12 protein-coding genes are annotated in these 17,845 nt (G+C 60.1%); all 12 read right to left on the bottom strand.

Annotation, left to right across the window (positions count from 1 at the left end; translation table 11 throughout):
• Nucleotides 1–13: 13 nt before the first annotated feature.
• The 12 genes from KW842_RS18165 to KW842_RS18110 all read right to left on the bottom strand — a co-directional run bounded on the left by KW842_RS18165 (nucleotide 14) and on the right by KW842_RS18110 (nucleotide 17,775).
• Complete coding sequence (locus KW842_RS18165) at nucleotides 14–1,027, bottom strand: arabinan endo-1,5-alpha-L-arabinosidase (protein ID WP_218305507.1); 1,014 nt, start codon at nucleotides 1,025–1,027, stop codon at nucleotides 14–16.
• Between the two features lie 50 nt (nucleotides 1,028–1,077).
• Nucleotides 1,078–2,628 (bottom strand): glycoside hydrolase family 43 protein, encoded by a 1,551-nt coding sequence (locus tag KW842_RS18160; protein ID WP_218305506.1) that lies wholly within the window; start codon nucleotides 2,626–2,628, stop codon nucleotides 1,078–1,080.
• A gap of 4 nt (nucleotides 2,629–2,632) precedes the next feature.
• A complete protein-coding gene (locus tag KW842_RS18155; RefSeq protein WP_218305505.1) occupies nucleotides 2,633–4,174 on the bottom strand; it encodes an alpha-N-arabinofuranosidase in 1,542 nt (513 codons plus the stop codon).
• A 16-nt stretch (nucleotides 4,175–4,190) separates the two neighbouring features.
• On the bottom strand, nucleotides 4,191–6,119 hold the full coding sequence (locus KW842_RS18150; RefSeq protein WP_218305504.1) for a glycoside hydrolase family 97 protein: 1,929 nt from the start codon (nucleotides 6,117–6,119) through the stop codon (nucleotides 4,191–4,193).
• Between the two features lie 87 nt (nucleotides 6,120–6,206).
• Complete coding sequence (locus KW842_RS18145) at nucleotides 6,207–6,974, bottom strand: SDR family NAD(P)-dependent oxidoreductase (RefSeq protein WP_218305503.1); 768 nt, start codon at nucleotides 6,972–6,974, stop codon at nucleotides 6,207–6,209.
• Nucleotides 6,975–7,067: 93 nt separating this feature from the next.
• Entirely contained in the window at nucleotides 7,068–8,636 is a 1,569-nt protein-coding gene (locus tag KW842_RS18140; protein WP_218305502.1) for an aldehyde dehydrogenase (NADP(+)), read from the bottom strand.
• On the bottom strand, nucleotides 8,633–9,625 hold the full coding sequence (gene araD1 / locus KW842_RS18135; RefSeq protein WP_218305501.1) for an AraD1 family protein: 993 nt from the start codon (nucleotides 9,623–9,625) through the stop codon (nucleotides 8,633–8,635). Before araD1 ends, KW842_RS18140 begins: the two co-directional genes overlap by 4 nt.
• A gap of 51 nt (nucleotides 9,626–9,676) precedes the next feature.
• Nucleotides 9,677–11,419 (bottom strand): IlvD/Edd family dehydratase, encoded by a 1,743-nt coding sequence (locus KW842_RS18130; protein ID WP_218305500.1) that lies wholly within the window; start codon nucleotides 11,417–11,419, stop codon nucleotides 9,677–9,679.
• Nucleotides 11,420–11,552: 133 nt separating this feature from the next.
• Nucleotides 11,553–12,608, bottom strand: a complete 1,056-nt coding sequence (locus KW842_RS18125; RefSeq protein WP_218305499.1) for an aldose epimerase family protein — start codon at nucleotides 12,606–12,608, stop codon at nucleotides 11,553–11,555.
• A 78-nt stretch (nucleotides 12,609–12,686) separates the two neighbouring features.
• Nucleotides 12,687–13,634: a family 43 glycosylhydrolase gene (locus KW842_RS18120; protein WP_218305498.1), complete on the bottom strand. Its 948-nt coding sequence runs from the start codon at nucleotides 13,632–13,634 to the stop codon at nucleotides 12,687–12,689.
• A gap of 16 nt (nucleotides 13,635–13,650) precedes the next feature.
• The gene (locus KW842_RS18115; protein WP_218305497.1) at nucleotides 13,651–15,003 is read right to left on the bottom strand and encodes an MFS transporter; all 1,353 of its coding nucleotides are present in this window, start codon (nucleotides 15,001–15,003) and stop codon (nucleotides 13,651–13,653) included.
• 108 nt (nucleotides 15,004–15,111) lie between these two features.
• Entirely contained in the window at nucleotides 15,112–17,775 is a 2,664-nt protein-coding gene (locus KW842_RS18110; RefSeq protein WP_218305496.1) for a TonB-dependent receptor, read from the bottom strand.
• Nucleotides 17,776–17,845: the final 70 nt, after the last annotated feature.

The following is a 17,845-nucleotide window of genomic DNA, read 5'->3' as shown; positions in this document are numbered from 1 at the left end:
CGTGGCGCTGCCATTACTTCGCGGACAGCTGATTGCTGCGGTATTGGTTCAGGTCAGCCTGATTGACCAACGGCCAGCCAGCGGCGTCAAACTTCATCTCCATGATCTTCAGCTTCTGGAGATAATTGTCCGCCGTCTCATAGGCGTGCAGCACCAGGTAATCCTTGCCGTCAAAGGTGTAAGCGCTGTTGTGGCCCAAGCCCTTCCAGTCCTTGTCGCCAGCAATAACCAGCGAACCGCCGCCTTTCATCATATCGGCGCCGTTCTTGTCCAGATAAGGCCCGGTCACCGCCTTCGAGCGTCCGACCATCACATGGTAGGTGCTGTCCGCCTTCTTGCAGCACAAGCCGAATGACACGAACTGATAGTAATAGTCGCCCTTCTTGAAAATATAAGGCGCCTCAATCTCGCCCACGCCCGCTTTTTCGCCGGAGCCGGAAGCACCGTTGGTGCGGCTGGCAATCGCATGCCACTCCTGCGGCTCCGCCAAACCAGTCCACTCCTTGTTCAGCTTGACGATTTTCAGCCCGCTCCAAAAGGAGCCGAACGACATCCATGCATCGCCCTTCTCATCCTGAATCACATTCGGATCGATGGCGTTCCAGTCGTCGCGGTTGGGCACCGACTGCAGCACCATCCCCTGATCCTCCCATTTGTAATCGGGAGAACGAGGGTTCAGCGTTTTATTGACGGTGACGCCGATGCCGGAGGTATTCTTGCCAAAGCCAGAAACGGAATAGTACAGATAGTATTTCCCGTTATGGAATTGGACATCCGGCGCCCAGATATGATCATCGAACGTGGGCGCAGCCTTCTTCGCCCACACTGGCTGGCCCTTGAAAACGCGGCCTTCCGGTGTCCAGTTCTTCATATCCTTCGAGCTGTAGAAAGTGATGCCTGGCCCGGTGCTGAATACGTAGTAGGTGTCGCCCTCCTTCGCCATCACCGGATCATGCACGCTCACTTCCTTGGCCATACAACCTGCTGCGGCCAGCGCAAACGCCACCGTCGATAAAACATACTTCATTTCAAAACTCCTATCACCACCGTCATTCCCGAGTACGTGGAATGACGGATTTAATTACCAGTACGCGCGCCCCAGATGGACACGCCGTCCACCGATTGCGCCGTCCACGTCACCACAAACGCGCTGGCGTTGCTATTCCATTGACGCGACAACACGCCAACAAAAGTACCGGCCGTGCCCAGCGTCAGGGTGATCTTGTTACTGCCGTCATGCTTCCACGTACCCGTCGCCGCACCGGTCACAGCACCATCCGCCGACAGCACGACATTCGAAGACGTCTTGATCGTCGTCGAGATATCCTTGCCGTGATTGATCATCTTGTACGTGCCCGCCGCATCGGCCGCAGCCACCACCGCCGACAGTGCCGTCGCGCTCTTGCTCAGCGGCGCATAGCGGAACGGCGCCACCACCGGCCAGCCATCCGCATTGATGAACATCTCATGCACACGGATCTGATGCAGCTCGCCGGAGTTCGGGAAGCGTGTGTGGAAGATCAGGAAGTACTGACCGGTCGACGCCTCGTAATAGGCCGAGTTGTGGCCCGGCGACACATAACCTAGCGGCACACCGGTTTCGCCGGTCGCCAGCGAGAACTGGTGATTGCCCATGATCTTTTGCCCGAATGGCGCGATGGTCGCGTCATCAAACAGCGGCAGCGCAGGATTCGACTTGACCTTCGCCATGTCGTTGCCTTTCGCATCCAGATAAGGACCATCCGGATTCACCGAACGCGCGACACGCATATTGTAAGCACCGCTGGCATCCAGTCCGCCGAAGGACGTGAACATGTAATAGAACTTCGACTGCGGACTGTACATCACATACGCGCCTTCGATGCGGCTGTGATTGCCGCCAATCAGATGCTTGCCATAGCCTTGGCCTGGCTTCTGCAATCCGGTGGCCGTGTCCATTTCCAGAATGAAGATGCCGCCCGAGTAGGAGCCATAAATCATCCACAGCTTGCCGTTCTGGTCGAAGAAGGTGTTAGGGTCCACCACGTTCGGCATGGTCAGTGCATCGTAGATGGTGACGCCGTCTTCGCCCGGCAGGCCCCACATGCCGGACTTCAGCAGGATCTGCTTATTGACGTAGGGGCCTTCGACCTTGTCTGCCACGGCCAGGCCGAGCGCCGAGCGTGGGGAGTCGCCTTTGCAAGCGCAGTAGTAGTGATAGAACTTGCCGTCGGCAAGGCGCACCACGTCCGGCGCCCAGGTGTCTGTGACCTGCGCCCAGGAGAAGGTGTCTGCCAGCGCCGTCACCACGTTGGTGAACAGCGGATTGGCATTGTTGACGCCATCGGCGATCTTGGTCCAGTTCATCAAGTCGGTCGACTTGGCGGCTGCCAGGTGGGAGCCGAACACGTAGAACGTGCCGTCCACTTTAATCACGGATGGATCGTGGACCGAAGCTTCGGCGAACGTGATGCTCGTTGGTGTTGGCGTAGGCGTAGGCGTCGGAGTTGGCGTAGGCGTTGGAGCCGGCGCAGGCGTCGGAGTTGGCGTGGCGCTGCCGCCACCTCCCCCACCGCCGCAGCCGGCCAACACCAAGGCCACACCGCCCGCAGTAATTACCTTGCGGCGGGTGAGCTTGATGTCATCCATATACTTACTCCACCGCGACCACGATCACGGCCTTGGCCGGGACCTTGACAGTCAGCTTGCCATCAGCACCAGCGGCAGCGCTAAAGGCAGCAGGCTTGATCGCTTGCGGCGCGGTGAAGGTGTTGTGCGCATCCATCGTGGCGGCAGTCAGCACACGGCCCTTGACCGACTTGACCGCCTGGCCCGGCACGTTCACTGCCACGTCCACTGCCTTGTTTGGATTGGTGTTCACCAGCGCCAGATACACCTTGCCATCCTTGGCGCGCGCTGCGGATGCGCTGATTTCAGGTACTTTGAAGCCGCCAGCCGAGTAATCAGGATTATCCTTCAATGCGATTGGCAGCGAGGTCGCGCCCTGGAAAGGCACATACATCTGATACGCGTAATAGGTTGGCGTCAGCAGCATCTTGTCCTTGTCGGTAATGATCATCGCCTGCAGCACGTTGACCATCTGCGCGATATTCGTCATGCGCACGCGCTCTGCGTGAGCGTGGAAGATGTTGAAGTTCAGTGCCGCAACCACTGCGTCACGCAAGGTGTTCTGCTGGAACAGGAAGCCAGGATTGGTGCCCTTCTCCACGTCGTACCAGGTGCCCCATTCGTCGACCAACAGGCCAAGCTTCTTCTCCGGATCATGCTTGTCCATGACCGCACTATTCTTCTGGATATGGGTTTCCATGCGCAGCGTGTTAGACAGCGTGGAGATCCACTCATTTTCCTGGAAGCCGGTCGACGCGCCCTTGCCTTCCCACTTACCGGTCGGGATGGTGTAGTAGTGGAAGCTGATGCCTTCGGTTTTGTTCTTCAGCTCCTTGCTCAGCACATCGGACCAGGCCAGGTCGTTATCGTTACCGCCGCTGGCGATAATCTTCGGACGGTATTGCTTCGGCGCGCGCAGGAAGGTTTCAACCTGCTTATACAGATCCGTGTAGTACTGCGGGCTCATATTGCCACCGCAGCCCCAGGCTTCATTGCCGACGGCGAAGTAAGCCACCTTGAATGGCTTGTCGCGGCCATTCTTGCGGCGCATATTGGCCAGCGTCGATTTGCTGTCGGAGGTCATGTACTCGACCCACTCCGACATTTCCTGCGCACTGCCGGTGCCCAGGTTGCCATTGACGTAGGCGTCGGCGCCCAGCAGGTCAACCAGGTCAAAGAATTCGTGCGTACCGACTGCGTTGGATTCATCCACGCCACCCCAATTGGTGTTGACCTTGACCGGACGCTTCTCGCGCGGGCCGATGCCGTCGCGCCAGTGATATTCATCGGCAAAGCAGCCGCCCGGCCAGCGCACCAGCGGCACCTGAATGTCTTTCAGCGCGCCGACCACGTCGTTGCGCCAGCCCTTGGTGTTCGGGATTTTCGATTTAGGACCAACCCAGATGCCTTCGTAGATGCCAGTACCCAGGTGTTCCGCAAACTGGCCGTACACATCCTTGTTGATGACTGCGCCTGGCTTGGCGGTGTCGATGGTGATCTCGGCAGCCATGACGCCGCCCGAGGCCAGCATGCACAGGGCAAGTACGCCGCGCTTGATTGGATTCATTTCTCAGTCTCCTGTTTTATAGTTGGATGACAAAGCCGCCATGCGGCTTGACGGTGACGACCACTTTTTTGCCGGCGGCGATGGCGCGCTGGCTGAAACTACGGGCTTCGCTGCCGTCGGTGATAACGACGCCCTGCTTGTTGCCGACGAAGGACAAGTCCAGCGTCAGCGTTTTTTCTTTGTCGCCGCCATTGATGCCGGCGATGTACCAGGTGTTCCCTGAGCGGCGCGCGATCACCGCATATTTGCCTGGATAGCCATCCACCAGGCGGCTGTCGTCCCAGCTACGCGGCACGTCCTGCATAAATTTCTTCACGTAGTCCGGCGCGGTGGCCATGCCTTCCGGTGTGTCGGCAAAGTGCTGGATGCCGGACAGGTAGAGCACCGAGGTGGCCAGCTCAAAGCCATTGGTGCTGGCGCGCTTGATGTTGGGGATATCGCCGAAGACCACCGGCGTGAAGTCCATCGGATCGAACAGGTTGCGGGTGAACGGCAGCATGGCCGCGTGGCTCGGCATCGCGTCCTGGTCCTTCTGCTCAAAGGTGGTGAACTCGAAGCCCTTGATGGCTTCCATCGTCATCAGGTTCGGCCAGGTGCGCTGCCAGCCGCGCGGCAGTGTGGAGCCATGGAAGTTCACCAGCAGGCCGGCCGCCGCCGCATCGCGCAGGATGTCGTTGTAATAGGCGATCATCGACTGGCCATCGCCGGCGAAGAAGTCGATTTTCAAGCCCTTGATACCGATATCGCTGAGACGCTTGAATTCCTTGACGCGCTGTTCATGGGTGAGCAGCTGTCCTTTTGGCGTGTATTCGGTTTTATTCCATGGGCCGGACGAGTTGTACCATAGGATCAGGCCGACGTTTTTTTTCGCGCCGTAGTCAGCCAGCTCCTTGATCTTGTCGTAGCCGATGTTGCGGTCCCAGTTGACGTCGATGAGGGTGTACTCCCACTTCATATCGGCGGCGTAGTCGATGAATTTCTTCTGCACGCCGTAGACGATGGAGTCGTCTTTCAGAATCGCCCAGCTCCAGGAAGCGCGGCCTGGCTTGATGCGTGATGCGTCAAAGTCGACGGCCGGTTTGGCAAGGTCGGTGCCCAAGGTTGAGTTGGTGATGGTCGCCAGCGCGCCGAGCGCGATGATGCGCCATGGAGAAGTCAGCATACCCTCCACTTCCGCCATCAGGCCACCGTTGGTGTAGACCTCGGCCGCCATCGGATTGCCGATGCTGTATTTGCCGCCCGTGGCGTCTTGCGCCAGGCGCGATGCCTGCCAGGTGCCATCCATATCGGCTTCGGAGATGGCCAGCCAATTCGCGCCAGTGCGGAACAGCGCCGGGAATACCCATCCAGCTTCGGTAGGCGACTTGGTGCCGGCCGGGATCTCCATCTTGTAATGCTCTTCGTAGGATGGATTGGTATTGCTCCAGCCGGTCTGCGCGACCGACATCGGTTGCAGCCACGCTTTGGCGCCCTCCGGCAGCGCGAACGTAGTGCGTTCCTGCACCAGCTTCTTCAGCGGCAGCGACGGCTCGGCGACGATGTAGCGGAACGCCACGCCGTCATTCGAGACACGGAACACGATATCCATCTTTTGCTGGCGCGCGTTTTGCAACGAGTATGTTTGCTCGTTGGCGCGGTAAGTGATGTCCTTGCGCTTGCCGACCGCCATCTGGTAGTGGTCTTCGATTACGCGCGGCGTGGACGCCGAAACCAGCGACAGGTCGCTGGCCAGATCCGCACCGGCCAGTTGCAGGCCCAGATCGGAAGCCAGCAGGACTGGCTTGCCATCGCGCGCAACCGTATACCTCAGTTTTCCATCGTCTGTGCGTACGGTGACGGCGATGTGCTGGTCCGGGCTGCGCAGCACGGTTTGGGCGGCGGCCGGGACGGCCGCGAGGATGGCAGCGGCACAGGACAGTGCCGTGACTACGTTTGTATTCACCATGTTCCTACCATTTATCTATGGTTGAGATACCCCGCCGCATCGTGTGTGCGGTTGTCTCCGGGGGCGAACAGTGCTACTGCAAGCGGTTTATACCCAGCCTGCGTCGACGATAAATTCCTGCGCGGTGCACATGGCGCCGTCATCGGCAGCCAGGAACAGCACCATCGATGCCACATGCTGCGGCATCAGCTTATTCTGCAAGCACTGATTGCGCTTGATGTCGTCTTCACCTGCGTCGTCCAGCCACAGGTCGATCTGCCGCTGGGTCATCACCCAGCCTGGCGTGACGGTATTGACGCGGATACCGTGGGCGCCGAATTCGCGCGCCAGTCCACGGGTCAGGCCGTGCGTGGCGGCCTTGGTGGTGGCATAGGCTGGATAGCCGGCATTCTTGACGTGCCAGGAGATCGAGCCGATGTTGATGATGGAGCCTGCGCCTTTTTTCTTCATGCCTTCCAGGACGGCCTGACAGGTGAAGAACATGGGACGCTGGTTGACGGCGATGCACTTGTCCCAGAAGTCTGGCGTGACTTCGGCGGTTTCGTGGCGCTGGTCGTTGGCGGCGTTGTTGACCAGGATGTCGAAGTCGCCAACCAGGCCAGTCAATTCGGTGATGGTGGCTTGTAATGCGGGGATGTCGGTGATGTCACATTGGCGGAACAACGGCTCGGGATAGCCGGCTTCTTTCACGCGGCGCACCAGCGCCAGGCTAGGGTCGCGGGCGATGTCGACGAAGGCGACTTGTGCGCCTTGCTCTGCGAAGGAAATCACCATCGCTTCGCCGATGCCGGTACCGCCGCCGGTAATGAATACGCGCTTGCCGCGCAGGCTGCCGAACTTGGCCAGTTGTGTCATACAGTCTCCATTGTTATCGTCACCCCGGCGAAGGCCGGGGGCCATGCTGAGCAAGTGTTCTATGGGCCCCGGCTTTCGCCGGGGCGACGGCTATTAGTTACGGGTCAACTCACCTTCGCGGCGTAGCCAGGTAGCCGAACCGTTGTCGCGCAGGACTTCTGGCAGCAGCGCCTGAGACAGGTTCTGATAGCACACCGGGCGCAGGAAGCGCGTGATCGCGCCCGTTCCGACCGAGGTGGTGCGGCCGTCCGAAGTCGATGGGAACGGACCACCGTGCACCATCGCGCTGCATACTTCCACGCCGGTCGGATAGCCATTGGCCAGGATGCGACCCACTTTGCGCTCCAGCACTGGCAGCAGCGCCTGCGCCGCTTCCAGATCACCTTCATCCATTTGCAGCGTGGCGGTCAGTTGGCCTTCCAGCTTCTCCGTGACCTGGCGCAGTTCCACCACATCCTTACAGGCGATGACCAGCGACGCCGGGCCAAAGATTTCCTCTTGCAGCGCGTGCTGCGACAGGAAAGCCGATGCGGTCGATACGAACAGCGCAGGAGCGCCCTTGCCTTCCGCTTGCGGCGCCAGGGCCAGGGTCGTCACGTCCGCATGTTCCGCCAGCTGATTTACGCCGCGTGCGAAGTTGCCAGCGATACCCGGTGACAGCATGGAGCATGCCGCACCGCCCACCAGCGCCTGCGAAGCAGCAGCGGTGAAGCGTTGCAGATCAGGACCATCAATCGCCAGCACCAGGCCAGGATTGGTGCACATCTGGCCCACGCCCAGCGTCAGCGAGGCGGCGAAGCCGGCAGCGATATCTTCGGCGCGGTTCTTCAGCGCGTTCGGCAGCAGGAATACCGGATTGATCGAGCTCATTTCGGCATATACCGGAATCGGCACAGGACGTGCGGCAGCGGCGACCATCAGCGCCATACCACCACCACGCGAGCCGGTGAAGCCAACCGCCTTGATGGCCGGGTGACGCACCAGTGCTATGCCCAGCTCATTGCCCACGCCGGCCAGCAGCGAGAACACACCGGCCGGCAGGCCACAGATCTCAACGGCTTTGACCACAGCGCGGCCGACCAGCTCCGAGGTACCAGGATGCGCGAAGTGCGCCTTCAGCACCACCGGGCAACCGGCGGCCAATGCCGATGCGGTATCGCCACCGGCGACAGAAAAGGCCAACGGGAAGTTACTGGCGGCGAAAACAGCCACAGGGCCAAGGCCGATCATGCGCATGCGCAGGTCGGGACGCGGCGGCGTCCGATCCGGCAGAGCTTTGTCAAAGCGCACATCGTGCCACGAGCCTTCGCGCAGCAGGTTGGCAAACAGTTTCAGCTGGCCGACAGTGCGGCCACGCTCACCTTCCACGCGAGGGCGCGGCAGGCTGGTTTCTTCCATCACGCGTTCGACCAGCACATCGCCCAGCGCCATGATCTGGTCGGCGATGGTGTCGAGGAAGATGGCGCGCTTCTCGTCGCTCAGCGAGCGGAAGCTGTCGAATGCTTCGTCGGCCAGGCGGCAAGCCTGGTCGATCTGCGACGCGTCCACGGTGCGGAACTCAGGTTCAATGGCCTGGCCCAGCGCAGGGTTGAAGGCGCGGACGCCCGCGCCGGTACCCGTGACGGCTTTGCCGCCGATCAGTGCATCGCCGGTAATGATCATAAGGTCTTCACTTTCGCGACTTCGGTTGTGAACACGGACAGCTTGTTACGCAGCGCCGGGCCAAATTGCGGCGAGTCGATTTCAAACGTTTCGCCAGGCTGCACCACGATGTTGTCGGCCACGCTCAGGGTGGCGGTGCCGAAGAAGTGCACATGCACGTCGCCAGGACGCTTGAACAGCGGGTACTTGAAGTGGTGGTGCTCCAGGTTGGCGATGGTGTGCGACATATTCTGCTCGCCGCTGAAGAAGGCCTTCTCCCAGCGTACCTTGCCTTCCTTGTCGTAGATGCGCGAGGTGCCTTCGATGCTGGCAGGCGCTTCGCCAACCAGCAGCGCCGGGCCCAGGCCGCAGACGCGCAGCTTGGAGTGGGCCAGGTACAGGTAGTTCTGGCGCTCGGTCACGTGGTCCGAGAATTCGTTGCCGATGGCGAAGCCAACGCGGTACGGCTGGCCGTCATCGCCGATGACGTACAGGCCGGCGACTTCCGGTTCTTCGCCGCCGTCCAGCGCGAAGTCTGGCATGGCCAGGTCCTGGCCGCTGGCGGCCACGATCGAGCCGTCGCCCTTGTAGAACCATTCCGGCTGCACGCCAGCGCTGCCGGCGGCGGGCTTGCCGCCTTCCACGCCCATGCGGAACATCTTCATGGAGTCGCTCAGCGATTCAACGTCGCCGCCGATTTTCTTGTGCATGGCGTCGCGGGTGTCGGCGGAGCCCAGGTGGGTCAGGCCGGTGCCGGTGACGTAGGTGTGCGCGTCGTCAGTGTGATCCAGTGGCGACAGCAGGCGGCCGGCGGCGGCAATAGCGTCGAAGGCGGCGGATTGCGCGCCGACCGATTTTTCTACCAGCGCGGCCAGGCCGACCGACTTGCGGATCGCATCCTGGGCCAGCGCGTAGGTGGTGCTGTAGCCGTCGATAATGCGGATGGTGTTCTGTTCCAGCACGCCGACCTGGCGCGCGCCTTGTTCATTTTTGAATTGTACGAGTAGCATGGGAGTCCCCTTGGAATCGCGCCCTCCGTAGAGGGCGCAACGAGATGATGATTAGTGCGAGTGACGAGGTACAGCGGAGCCGCGGTTACCGACCAGGAAGTCGAAGTCGCAGCCTTCGTCCGCCTGCAGCACGTGCTCAATGTACAGCTGCTGGTAACCGGTCTTCGGACCTGGCGCACGGCCTGCCACACGGGCAGCCTGGCGCGCGGCGATTTCTTCGTCCGACACTTCCAGGTTCAACAAGCCGCCAGCGCAATCCAGCGTAATCCAGTCGCCATCCTTGACGATGCCCAGCGGGCCGCCAGCCATGGCTTCCGGCGCCACGTGCAGCACCACGGTGCCGTAAGCGGTGCCCGACATGCGCGCATCCGAGATCCGCACCATGTCCTTGACGCCAGCTGCCAGCAGCTTGGGCGGCAGGCCCATATTGCCCACTTCCGCCATGCCTGGATAACCTTTCGGGCCGCAGTTCTTCATCACCAGCACGGAATCCTTGGTAACTTCCAGGTCCGGGTCCATGATGCGCGATTTGTAGTGTTCAAAGTCTTCGAACACCACGGCCTGGCCGCGATGCTGCATCAGCTCAGGCGTCGCTGCCGACGGTTTCAGCACGGCGCCGCGCGGCGCCAGGTTGCCACGCAAGATGCAGATGCCGCCATCCTTGCGTATCGGGTTATCCAGCGTGCGGATCACCTCTTCGTCGTAGATCGGCGCGTCGTTGCAGTTTTCCCAGATAGTCTTGCCGTTGACGGTCAGCGCGTTCGGGTGCGGCAGGATATTGCCGTCGCCCATACGGCGGATCACGCCTGGCAGGCCGCCTGCGTAGTAGAACTCTTCCATCAGGAAGCGGCCCGAAGGCAGCAAGTCGACGATGGTTGGCGTGCCACGGCCAACGCGGGTCCAGTCTTCCAGCTCCAGATCGACACCGATACGGCCAGCGATGGCTTTCAGGTGGATCACGGCATTGGTCGAACCGCCGATGGCGGCGTTGACGCGGATCGCGTTTTCAAAATTCTCTTTGGTCAGAATCTTCGACAGCTTCAGATCCTGCTTGACCATCTCGACGATGCGGATGCCCGACATATGCGCCAGCACATAGCGGCGCGCATCAACCGCAGGGATGGCGGCGTTGTGCGGCAGCGAAGTGCCCAGCGATTCAGCCATGCAGGCCATGGTCGATGCGGTACCCATGGTGTTGCAGGTGCCGGCCGAACGGGAGTGGCCCGCTTCCGCGCCGATAAACTCGTGCATCGAGATTTCGCCAGCTTTAACTTGCTCGTGTAACTGCCAGACGGCGGTGCCGGAGCCGATGTTCTTGCCGTTCAGCTTACCGTTCAGCATAGGGCCGCCGGTAACCACGATGGTCGGGATATCGACCGATGCTGCGCCCATCAGCAGCGCCGGAGTGGTTTTGTCGCAGCCCACCAGCAGCACCACGCCATCCATCGGGTTACCACGGATCGACTCTTCCACGTCCATCGACGCCAGGTTACGGGTCAGCATCGCAGTTGGACGCAGATTCGATTCGCCGTTGGAGAAGACTGGGAATTCAACCGGGAAGCCGCCGGCTTCAAAGATACCGCGCTTGACGTGTTCCGCCAGTTTGCGGAAGTGGGCGTTGCATGGGGTCAGTTCAGACCAGGTGTTGCAGATGCCGATGATCGGCTTACCTTCGAATTCGTGATCAGGGATGCCTTGATTCTTCATCCAGCTGCGGTACATGAAGCCGTTTTTATCTTGGGTGCCAAACCATTCGGCGGAGCGCAGCTTCACCTTTTTGTCATTCTCAGACATGCAATTCTCCTCAGTATTTTCCTTGTGCGGAGACGTGAATGTCATGCCTCCGCATCGATAAGGCATACTAAGTGGTACTGAGATAACTTTCCAATAAATTGTTTATCATCTTCGATATCAAAATCGGTATAGCTCAGATGATACTGAATTTATAGGCCATGACAGAAGAGTACTCTTCATTCGGGCGCAGGATCGTCGATGGGAAATCGGCTCGGTTCGGCGAATCCGGGAAGTGCTGCGGTTCCAGGCAGAAGCCGCTGCGATAGCCGTAGATACGCCCTTTTCCGCTCACGCCGTCGTGCAGGAAATTCCCGCTGTAGAACTGGATACCTGGTTCCTGCGACAGCACCTCCAGCACCCGCCCGGAGGATGGCTCGACCACGCGCGCCGCCACCTGCATGGCGCCCTGCTCCTTGCTCAGCACAAAATTGTGATCGTAGCCGGCGCCAAAGCCCAATTGCTCATCTTTTTGATCGATACGTTCGCCGATTTTGTGCGGCGTGCGGAAATCAAACGGCGTACCTTCCACTTTTACCGGTCCGCCGGCCGGAATCAGACCACTGTCCACCGGCGTGTAGGCGTCGCCGAAAATAGTCAGCTCGTGGCCGAGGATATCGCCCTTGCCGGCCAGGTTGAAATAAGCGTGGTTGGTCAGGTTCATCGGCGTCGCCTTGTCGGCGATGGCGTGGAAGGCGATGCGCAGCTCATTGTCGTTGCGCAGTTCATAGATGACCGTGACTTCGGCATTGCCAGGATAGCCTTGCTCGCCGTCCGGGCTTGCATAGGTCAGGATCAGGCCCACCGATTTTGGCGTATTGAAGGTTTCGGCTTGCCACAGGCGGCGGTGAAAACCATCCATGCCGCCGTGCAGGTGGTTGACGCCATTGTTGACGTCCAGCTGGTACTCAACGCCATCCAGCGTGAAACGGCCGTTGGCGATGCGATTGCCGTAGCGGCCGATCAGCGCGCCGAAATAATGCGAGTCGCCCAGGTAAGGCGTGACGTTGTCGAAGCCGTGGCAGACATCGGCCAGCACGCCGTCGCGGTCCGGCACGTGCAACTCGGCGATGACGCCGCCGAGGTCACTGATCTTGGCGATCATGCCGTTGGCGTTGGTCAGTGTGTAGAGGGTGGCTTCGCGGCCGTCCGGCAGCGTGCCGAAGGAGGATTCAGTAATCGATGGTTGCATATTGACTCTCTAATGGCAAGGCGGCCGAGAGGTTCCCCTGCTCGGCCGCCGAAATATGGTGCGCTCGTGCGTTTACACTCAGGCGACCGATGGCTTGCCGAACACCGGCATGCCCTGCTCGTCCCACTTGAGCGGCTTCACGAAGGTGTGACGGTCCGGATTCCACAGCGGGTCGCCGATAATTTCGGTATAGGTGCGAGCATGATAAACCAACATCACGGTTTCGCCATCATCCGCCACGGTGAAACTGTTATGGCCTGGGCCGTAGACTTTATGCTCAAAGCAGGTCTGCAATACCGGCTCCTGGGCCTTGGTCCACGACGCAGGGTCCATGACATCGGCGTTTTCATCGGCCCACAGCAGGCCCATGGCGTAGTTCTCATCGGTGGCGCTGGCCGAGTAGCTGATGAAGATCTTGCCGTTTTTTTTCAGGATGGACGGACCTTCGTTGACCCAGAAGCCGCGGATCTCCCAGTCGAACTCCGGCTTGCTCAGCATGACCGGCGCGCCGCCCAGTTGCCACGGTGTTTTCATTGGCGCGATATAGATGTTGGAGTTGCCTTCGATGGCGTTGTCCTTTTGCGCCCACACATAGTACAGCTGGCCCTTGTGGGTGAAGGTGGTCGCATCCAGACAGAAGGTATCGATGCCGGTGTCGATCTGGCCCATGAACTCCCACTCGCCTTCCAGCGGATTGGCGTTGGTATTGCGGATGGCGTACATGCGGTGCTGGAACAGCTTGTACTTGATTTCGCGGCTAGGCGCAGCGGCGAAATAAACATACCAGGCGCCGTCATTGTAGTGCAGCTCCGGCGCCCAAATCAGTTCGCTGTAAGCGCCGGTGTCCGGCTTGTGCCAGACATCGACCTTCTCGGCATCCACCAGGCCGGCGATGGTTGTCGCGCGGCGCAGCTCAATGCGGTCGTACTGCGGCACCGACGCGGTGAAGTAGTAATAGCCGTCGGTGTGACGATAGATATGTGGATCGGCGCGCTGCTCGATCAGCGGAGTGAGTACGTTTTCCATTTCATCTTCCAAAAAATTAGACTGCCACATGAGCCTTGGCTCCCATCTGCTCCTTGACCTCGCCGTAGTATTTATCGTTGATACGATATTTGAACATCAGCAGGCCCATCACGGTATGGAAGAAACCAGGTATCAGTGTCAGCATCAATACGATACCGTGCATGGCGAACGCCGTCTGCTCCTGATTCGGATGGTATTCGAAATACGTCAGCAACAGCCCCACCAGCGCGCCGGCGATGCCCATGCCGGCCTTCTGGCATACGGAGATGCCGCCGAAGGCGAAGCCGGAAACGCGCTTGCCGGTCTTCAGCGTGCCGTAGTCGATGGTCTCGGCGATGGCCGACCAGAACACCGGCGCGTGCAGGTCCACCACGAAGGACAGCACAAAATACAGCACGAAGGCCAGCGCCACATCGCCCGGCTTGACCAGGAAGTACATCGCCGCGCTGATCACGCCGACGGCGATCTGCGTCCAGCGGAACAGCTTGACCTTGCAATAGAACTTGGTGATCCAGGTCGAAGCGACCATGGACAGGATGGCCGCCACCACGCCGGTCGACAGGAAGGCCGATACCGTTTCAGTATTCGCGCCCAGGTAATACTTGGCATAGTAGATTGCCACAGAGCCGCGCACCACATAGCCGATAGTGCCGACCACGCACACGGCGCACAGGATCAGCCACTGGTCGTTCTGTGCCAGCACCTTGATCTGTTCGGTCAGCGACTGGCGCTGAACCTTATGGACCACGCGCTCCTTGGTAGTAAGGAAGCAGAACAGGAACAGTGCCACACCCATGGCCGCCATCACGCCCATCGCAGCCTGGTAGCCGACGGCCGCGTTGCCGCCGCCCCAGCGCTCGGACAGCAGCGGCACCACCACCGTCACCATGAAGGCGCCGACCTTGGCCAGGAACAGGCGGTAGCCATTGGCCGACAGTACCTGCTGCGGGTCGTTCGACAGGGTACTCGGCAGGGAAATGTAGGAAACGCCAACACCGGAGGTCATCAGCGTCATGATGATGTAGGTCGAGTAGGCCCAGATCAGCTTTGCGCTGTAGCCCCAGTCGGGCGTGGAGAAAACGAGGAAGACGCTCAAGCCATACGGCACGGCGAGGAACAGCAGCCACGGACGGTAACGCCCCCAGCGCGTCATGACGCGGTCAGTGATCTGGCCCATCACCAGATCGCTGGCGGCACCGATCACCTTCACCAGCACAAACAGCAGCGCCAGGTCGGTGGTGGCCAGGCCATACACGTCTGTGTAGAAGAAGGTGATCATCAACATCATCGACGAGATCACCACATTCAGCGCCATGTCTCCCGCACCGAATCCGATCTTTTCCAGCACCGGCATTTTTTGATTTGACATCTTAGTCCCCTTAAATGACGTCATTCCCGCGCAGGCGGGAACCCATGGAACGCAGGATTGCACGTTCAGCATGGATTCCCGCTTGCGCGGGAATGACGGAGTGCTGCTTTAAATCTTCCAGTTCAGGAACAAGCCAACCGAGCGATCATAACGACGAGTGTCGCGCGGGTACAGCGATTTATTACTCCAGTAGTCGGTGTACTTGAAGTTCAACAGGTTGGTGCCGGTCAGCGTGATCGACGTATTCTCGTTGATCTTGTAGCCCAGCGAGCCATCCAGCGACGACATCGGCGATGCGATCAGGTCCAGGCCAGGGCCGCCGTCATCGTAAACCTGGGTGAACTTGGAACGCCAGTTGTAAGCCAGGCGGCCGGAGACACCAAACTTCTCATACAACGCCACCACGTTGTACGACCATTTCGACATGCCGGCAAACTGCTTGCCATTGGCAACGCTGTCCTCAACCGCCGAAGTGGTGGTCTTGCCCTGGGTGTAGGTGGCATTCGCCTCCACGCCGAAGCCGCCCCACCAGCCAGGCAGCTTGTCGAAGAACTGGCGGTACGATACTTCAGCGCCTTGCAGATAACCGTCGTCGGTGTTGTACGGACGGGTGGTATCGTAGCTCACGCCATTGAAGGTTTCCTTGGTCTTCTTGGTCATGATGTAGCCCTTGAACTCATGACGGAACAAGGCGACGCTGGCCATGCCGGTCGACGAGAAGTACCACTCCAGCGAGCCATCGTAATTGCGGGCGGTGAATGGCTTCAGGTCCGGATTGCCGCCCGACGCAGTCGGATCAGTCAGGGTCGGGCTGGAGTTCACATACGCGGTGCCGGGATTCAGCTGGGCGAAGTCTGGACGGGTCAGCGTCTTGGTCACCGAGAAGCGGCCCACCACGTCATCGCGCAGTTGCAGCTTGAAGTTGGCGCTCGGCAGATAGGTGGTATCGCTGCCGCTCTTGCCGGTGTCGACGTAGTAAGTATCCTGGCCGGGATTGCTGATGGCCAGCTTGCCGCGCAGCGTGGAATCGGTTTTGGTGATGCGCATGCCGATCACGCCGTCCACCGGGATGCCGGCCATTTCCCAGCCCACGTGGGCCTTGCCGTACAGCGCGTAGTTCTTCTCTTCGTCGGCGAAGTACGATCCTGGGTCCAGCGCTTTCGCCGCGCTCGACCCCGTAACGGCTTTACGCACGTCAGCGGTGTTGGAGATCAGGTAGTTGGCGCAAGGCGTGTACCACGAGGTCGTGCCCCAGTTGTTCGACATGTCGGCGGTGCAGTTCAGACCTGGCAGCGTGCTGGCGCTGACGCCGGGCAGCGCGGCAGTCGAGCCCTCGAAGGACTTGATCGATTCGGCTTTACGCTTGGCCGCGCGAACGCCGAAACCGAAGTCCTTGAAGAAGCCGTCATCCTGCATGCTGTAGCTACCGTCGGCGCGCCAATCGGTCGACGAGCCGGTGTCCCGGCCATAGCGGTCAAACAGCGCGTTGAATACATAGTTCTTCGAATCGTTCAGGTCCATGCCGCCATAGGCGACATTGGCCGAACCATTCAGGTTGGTGTTCACACTGGCGTTCGGCACCACGGTCAGCGTATCCAGTATAGGATTCTGCCAGTCGAAGCGCGACAGCGTGCGGGCGATCTCGGTGCTAAGACGCAGGCCTGGCGCGGCGTTCCAGCGGGCGCCAACAGCGTGCTGCTGGGTCACGTTGTTCTGCCGGTTGGCCTGGGTCGACATGATGGTGTTGGCGTCTTTCGAGGTCAGCGTCTGCAGCTGATCGGTCCCCGGAATCTTGGTGCCGGAGATGCCGGCGCCAGGCGCCCACCACGGCATGGCGACCAGATAATCGGTCTCGAAATTATTCAGGTAGTGGGTGCCCAGGCCTTCTGCGTAGACTTCCAGATCGCGGTTAGGCTTCCATTGCAAGGCATAGTTGGCAGCAGCACGTCGACGGTCGCCGCCGATATTTTGCAGACCGAGCAAGTCCGGACCAGTCAGATTAGGCAGCAGCCATTTTTTGTCGACCGGCTTGGTGTTGAAGGCGCGTTCTTCCGCGTAGTGATTGCGCAGGTAAGAAACGCCAAACAGCGCGCCGAATTCGCCGATATCGGTCTTCCAGCGGTTCGAGATCATCCCGCTCAGGTTAGGGTCGGTGCGGTCGGCCAGCGAGTTGTTGGTGGCGCCGCCATTGACCACGGCGGTAAAGCCCTTGAAGTCGAACGGACGGTTGGTGCGCACATCGATCACGCCGGCGATACCGCCATCGATCAGGTCCGCACTCTGCGATTTATACACGTCCACGCGTTGCAGCATGGTCGATGGAATGTCAGCCAGCTGAATATAGCGGCCGGTGGTGGTGAACAGCTCACGGCCATTCAGCATGGTGGCGATGCCGGGCAAGCCGCGGATCAGCACCGTATTGGCTTCGCCGCCGTCACGGCGCACCTGCACACCGGTGACGCGGGCAATGGTCTGGCCAACGTTGGTATCCGGGAATTTGCCGATATCGTCCGCCACGATGGAATCGATAACGTTATCAGCATCCTTCTTGATCTTCTGCGCGCTCTGCGCCGCGCGCCGCACGCCGGTCACGGTCACAGTAGCTTCAGCCGCCACTGGGGCAGCTTCTTCGTTCACAGCAGGGGTGGTTTCTTGCGCTACAACCGGGAAGGCGCTCAGCAGGCCGGCTGCGGCCAGAACAGCGACGCCGGATTTAAGGACGAGGCGATGCATCGCCGGGGACGCAGCGGTCCCGGATACGGTGTGTTTCATAAGTCTCCAGTGTGTCGTTTTTCTAGAGAGCTGCGTGACAGCAGCCTTCTGGTGCAAATCTTAGGTGCTG

Origin of the sequence: Duganella sp. sic0402 (genome assembly GCF_019219065.1) — a bacterium.
Taxonomy (GTDB): domain Bacteria; phylum Pseudomonadota; class Gammaproteobacteria; order Burkholderiales; family Burkholderiaceae_D; genus Rugamonas.
The sequence above is the reverse complement of the archived record's forward strand: the minus strand, read 5'-3'. Positions and strand labels throughout refer to the sequence as shown.

What these genes read in the sequence shown, in the direction of transcription:
- KW842_RS18120 (WP_218305498.1), bottom strand. Translation starts at nt 13,634, where the DNA reads ATGGAAAACGTACTCACTCCGCTGATCGAGCAGCGCGCCGATCCACAT.
- KW842_RS18155 (WP_218305505.1), bottom strand. Translation starts at nt 4,174, where the DNA reads ATGAATCCAATCAAGCGCGGCGTACTTGCCCTGTGCATGCTGGCCTCG.
- araD1 (WP_218305501.1), bottom strand. Translation starts at nt 9,625, where the DNA reads ATGCTACTCGTACAATTCAAAAATGAACAAGGCGCGCGCCAGGTCGGC.
- KW842_RS18145 (WP_218305503.1), bottom strand. Translation starts at nt 6,974, where the DNA reads ATGACACAACTGGCCAAGTTCGGCAGCCTGCGCGGCAAGCGCGTATTC.
- KW842_RS18115 (WP_218305497.1), bottom strand. Translation starts at nt 15,003, where the DNA reads ATGTCAAATCAAAAAATGCCGGTGCTGGAAAAGATCGGATTCGGTGCG.
- KW842_RS18165 (WP_218305507.1), bottom strand. Translation starts at nt 1,027, where the DNA reads ATGAAGTATGTTTTATCGACGGTGGCGTTTGCGCTGGCCGCAGCAGGT.
- KW842_RS18150 (WP_218305504.1), bottom strand. Translation starts at nt 6,119, where the DNA reads ATGGTGAATACAAACGTAGTCACGGCACTGTCCTGTGCCGCTGCCATC.
- KW842_RS18125 (WP_218305499.1), bottom strand. Translation starts at nt 12,608, where the DNA reads ATGCAACCATCGATTACTGAATCCTCCTTCGGCACGCTGCCGGACGGC.
- KW842_RS18110 (WP_218305496.1), bottom strand. Translation starts at nt 17,775, where the DNA reads ATGAAACACACCGTATCCGGGACCGCTGCGTCCCCGGCGATGCATCGC.
- KW842_RS18140 (WP_218305502.1), bottom strand. Translation starts at nt 8,636, where the DNA reads ATGATCATTACCGGCGATGCACTGATCGGCGGCAAAGCCGTCACGGGT.
- KW842_RS18160 (WP_218305506.1), bottom strand. Translation starts at nt 2,628, where the DNA reads ATGGATGACATCAAGCTCACCCGCCGCAAGGTAATTACTGCGGGCGGT.
- KW842_RS18130 (WP_218305500.1), bottom strand. Translation starts at nt 11,419, where the DNA reads ATGTCTGAGAATGACAAAAAGGTGAAGCTGCGCTCCGCCGAATGGTTT.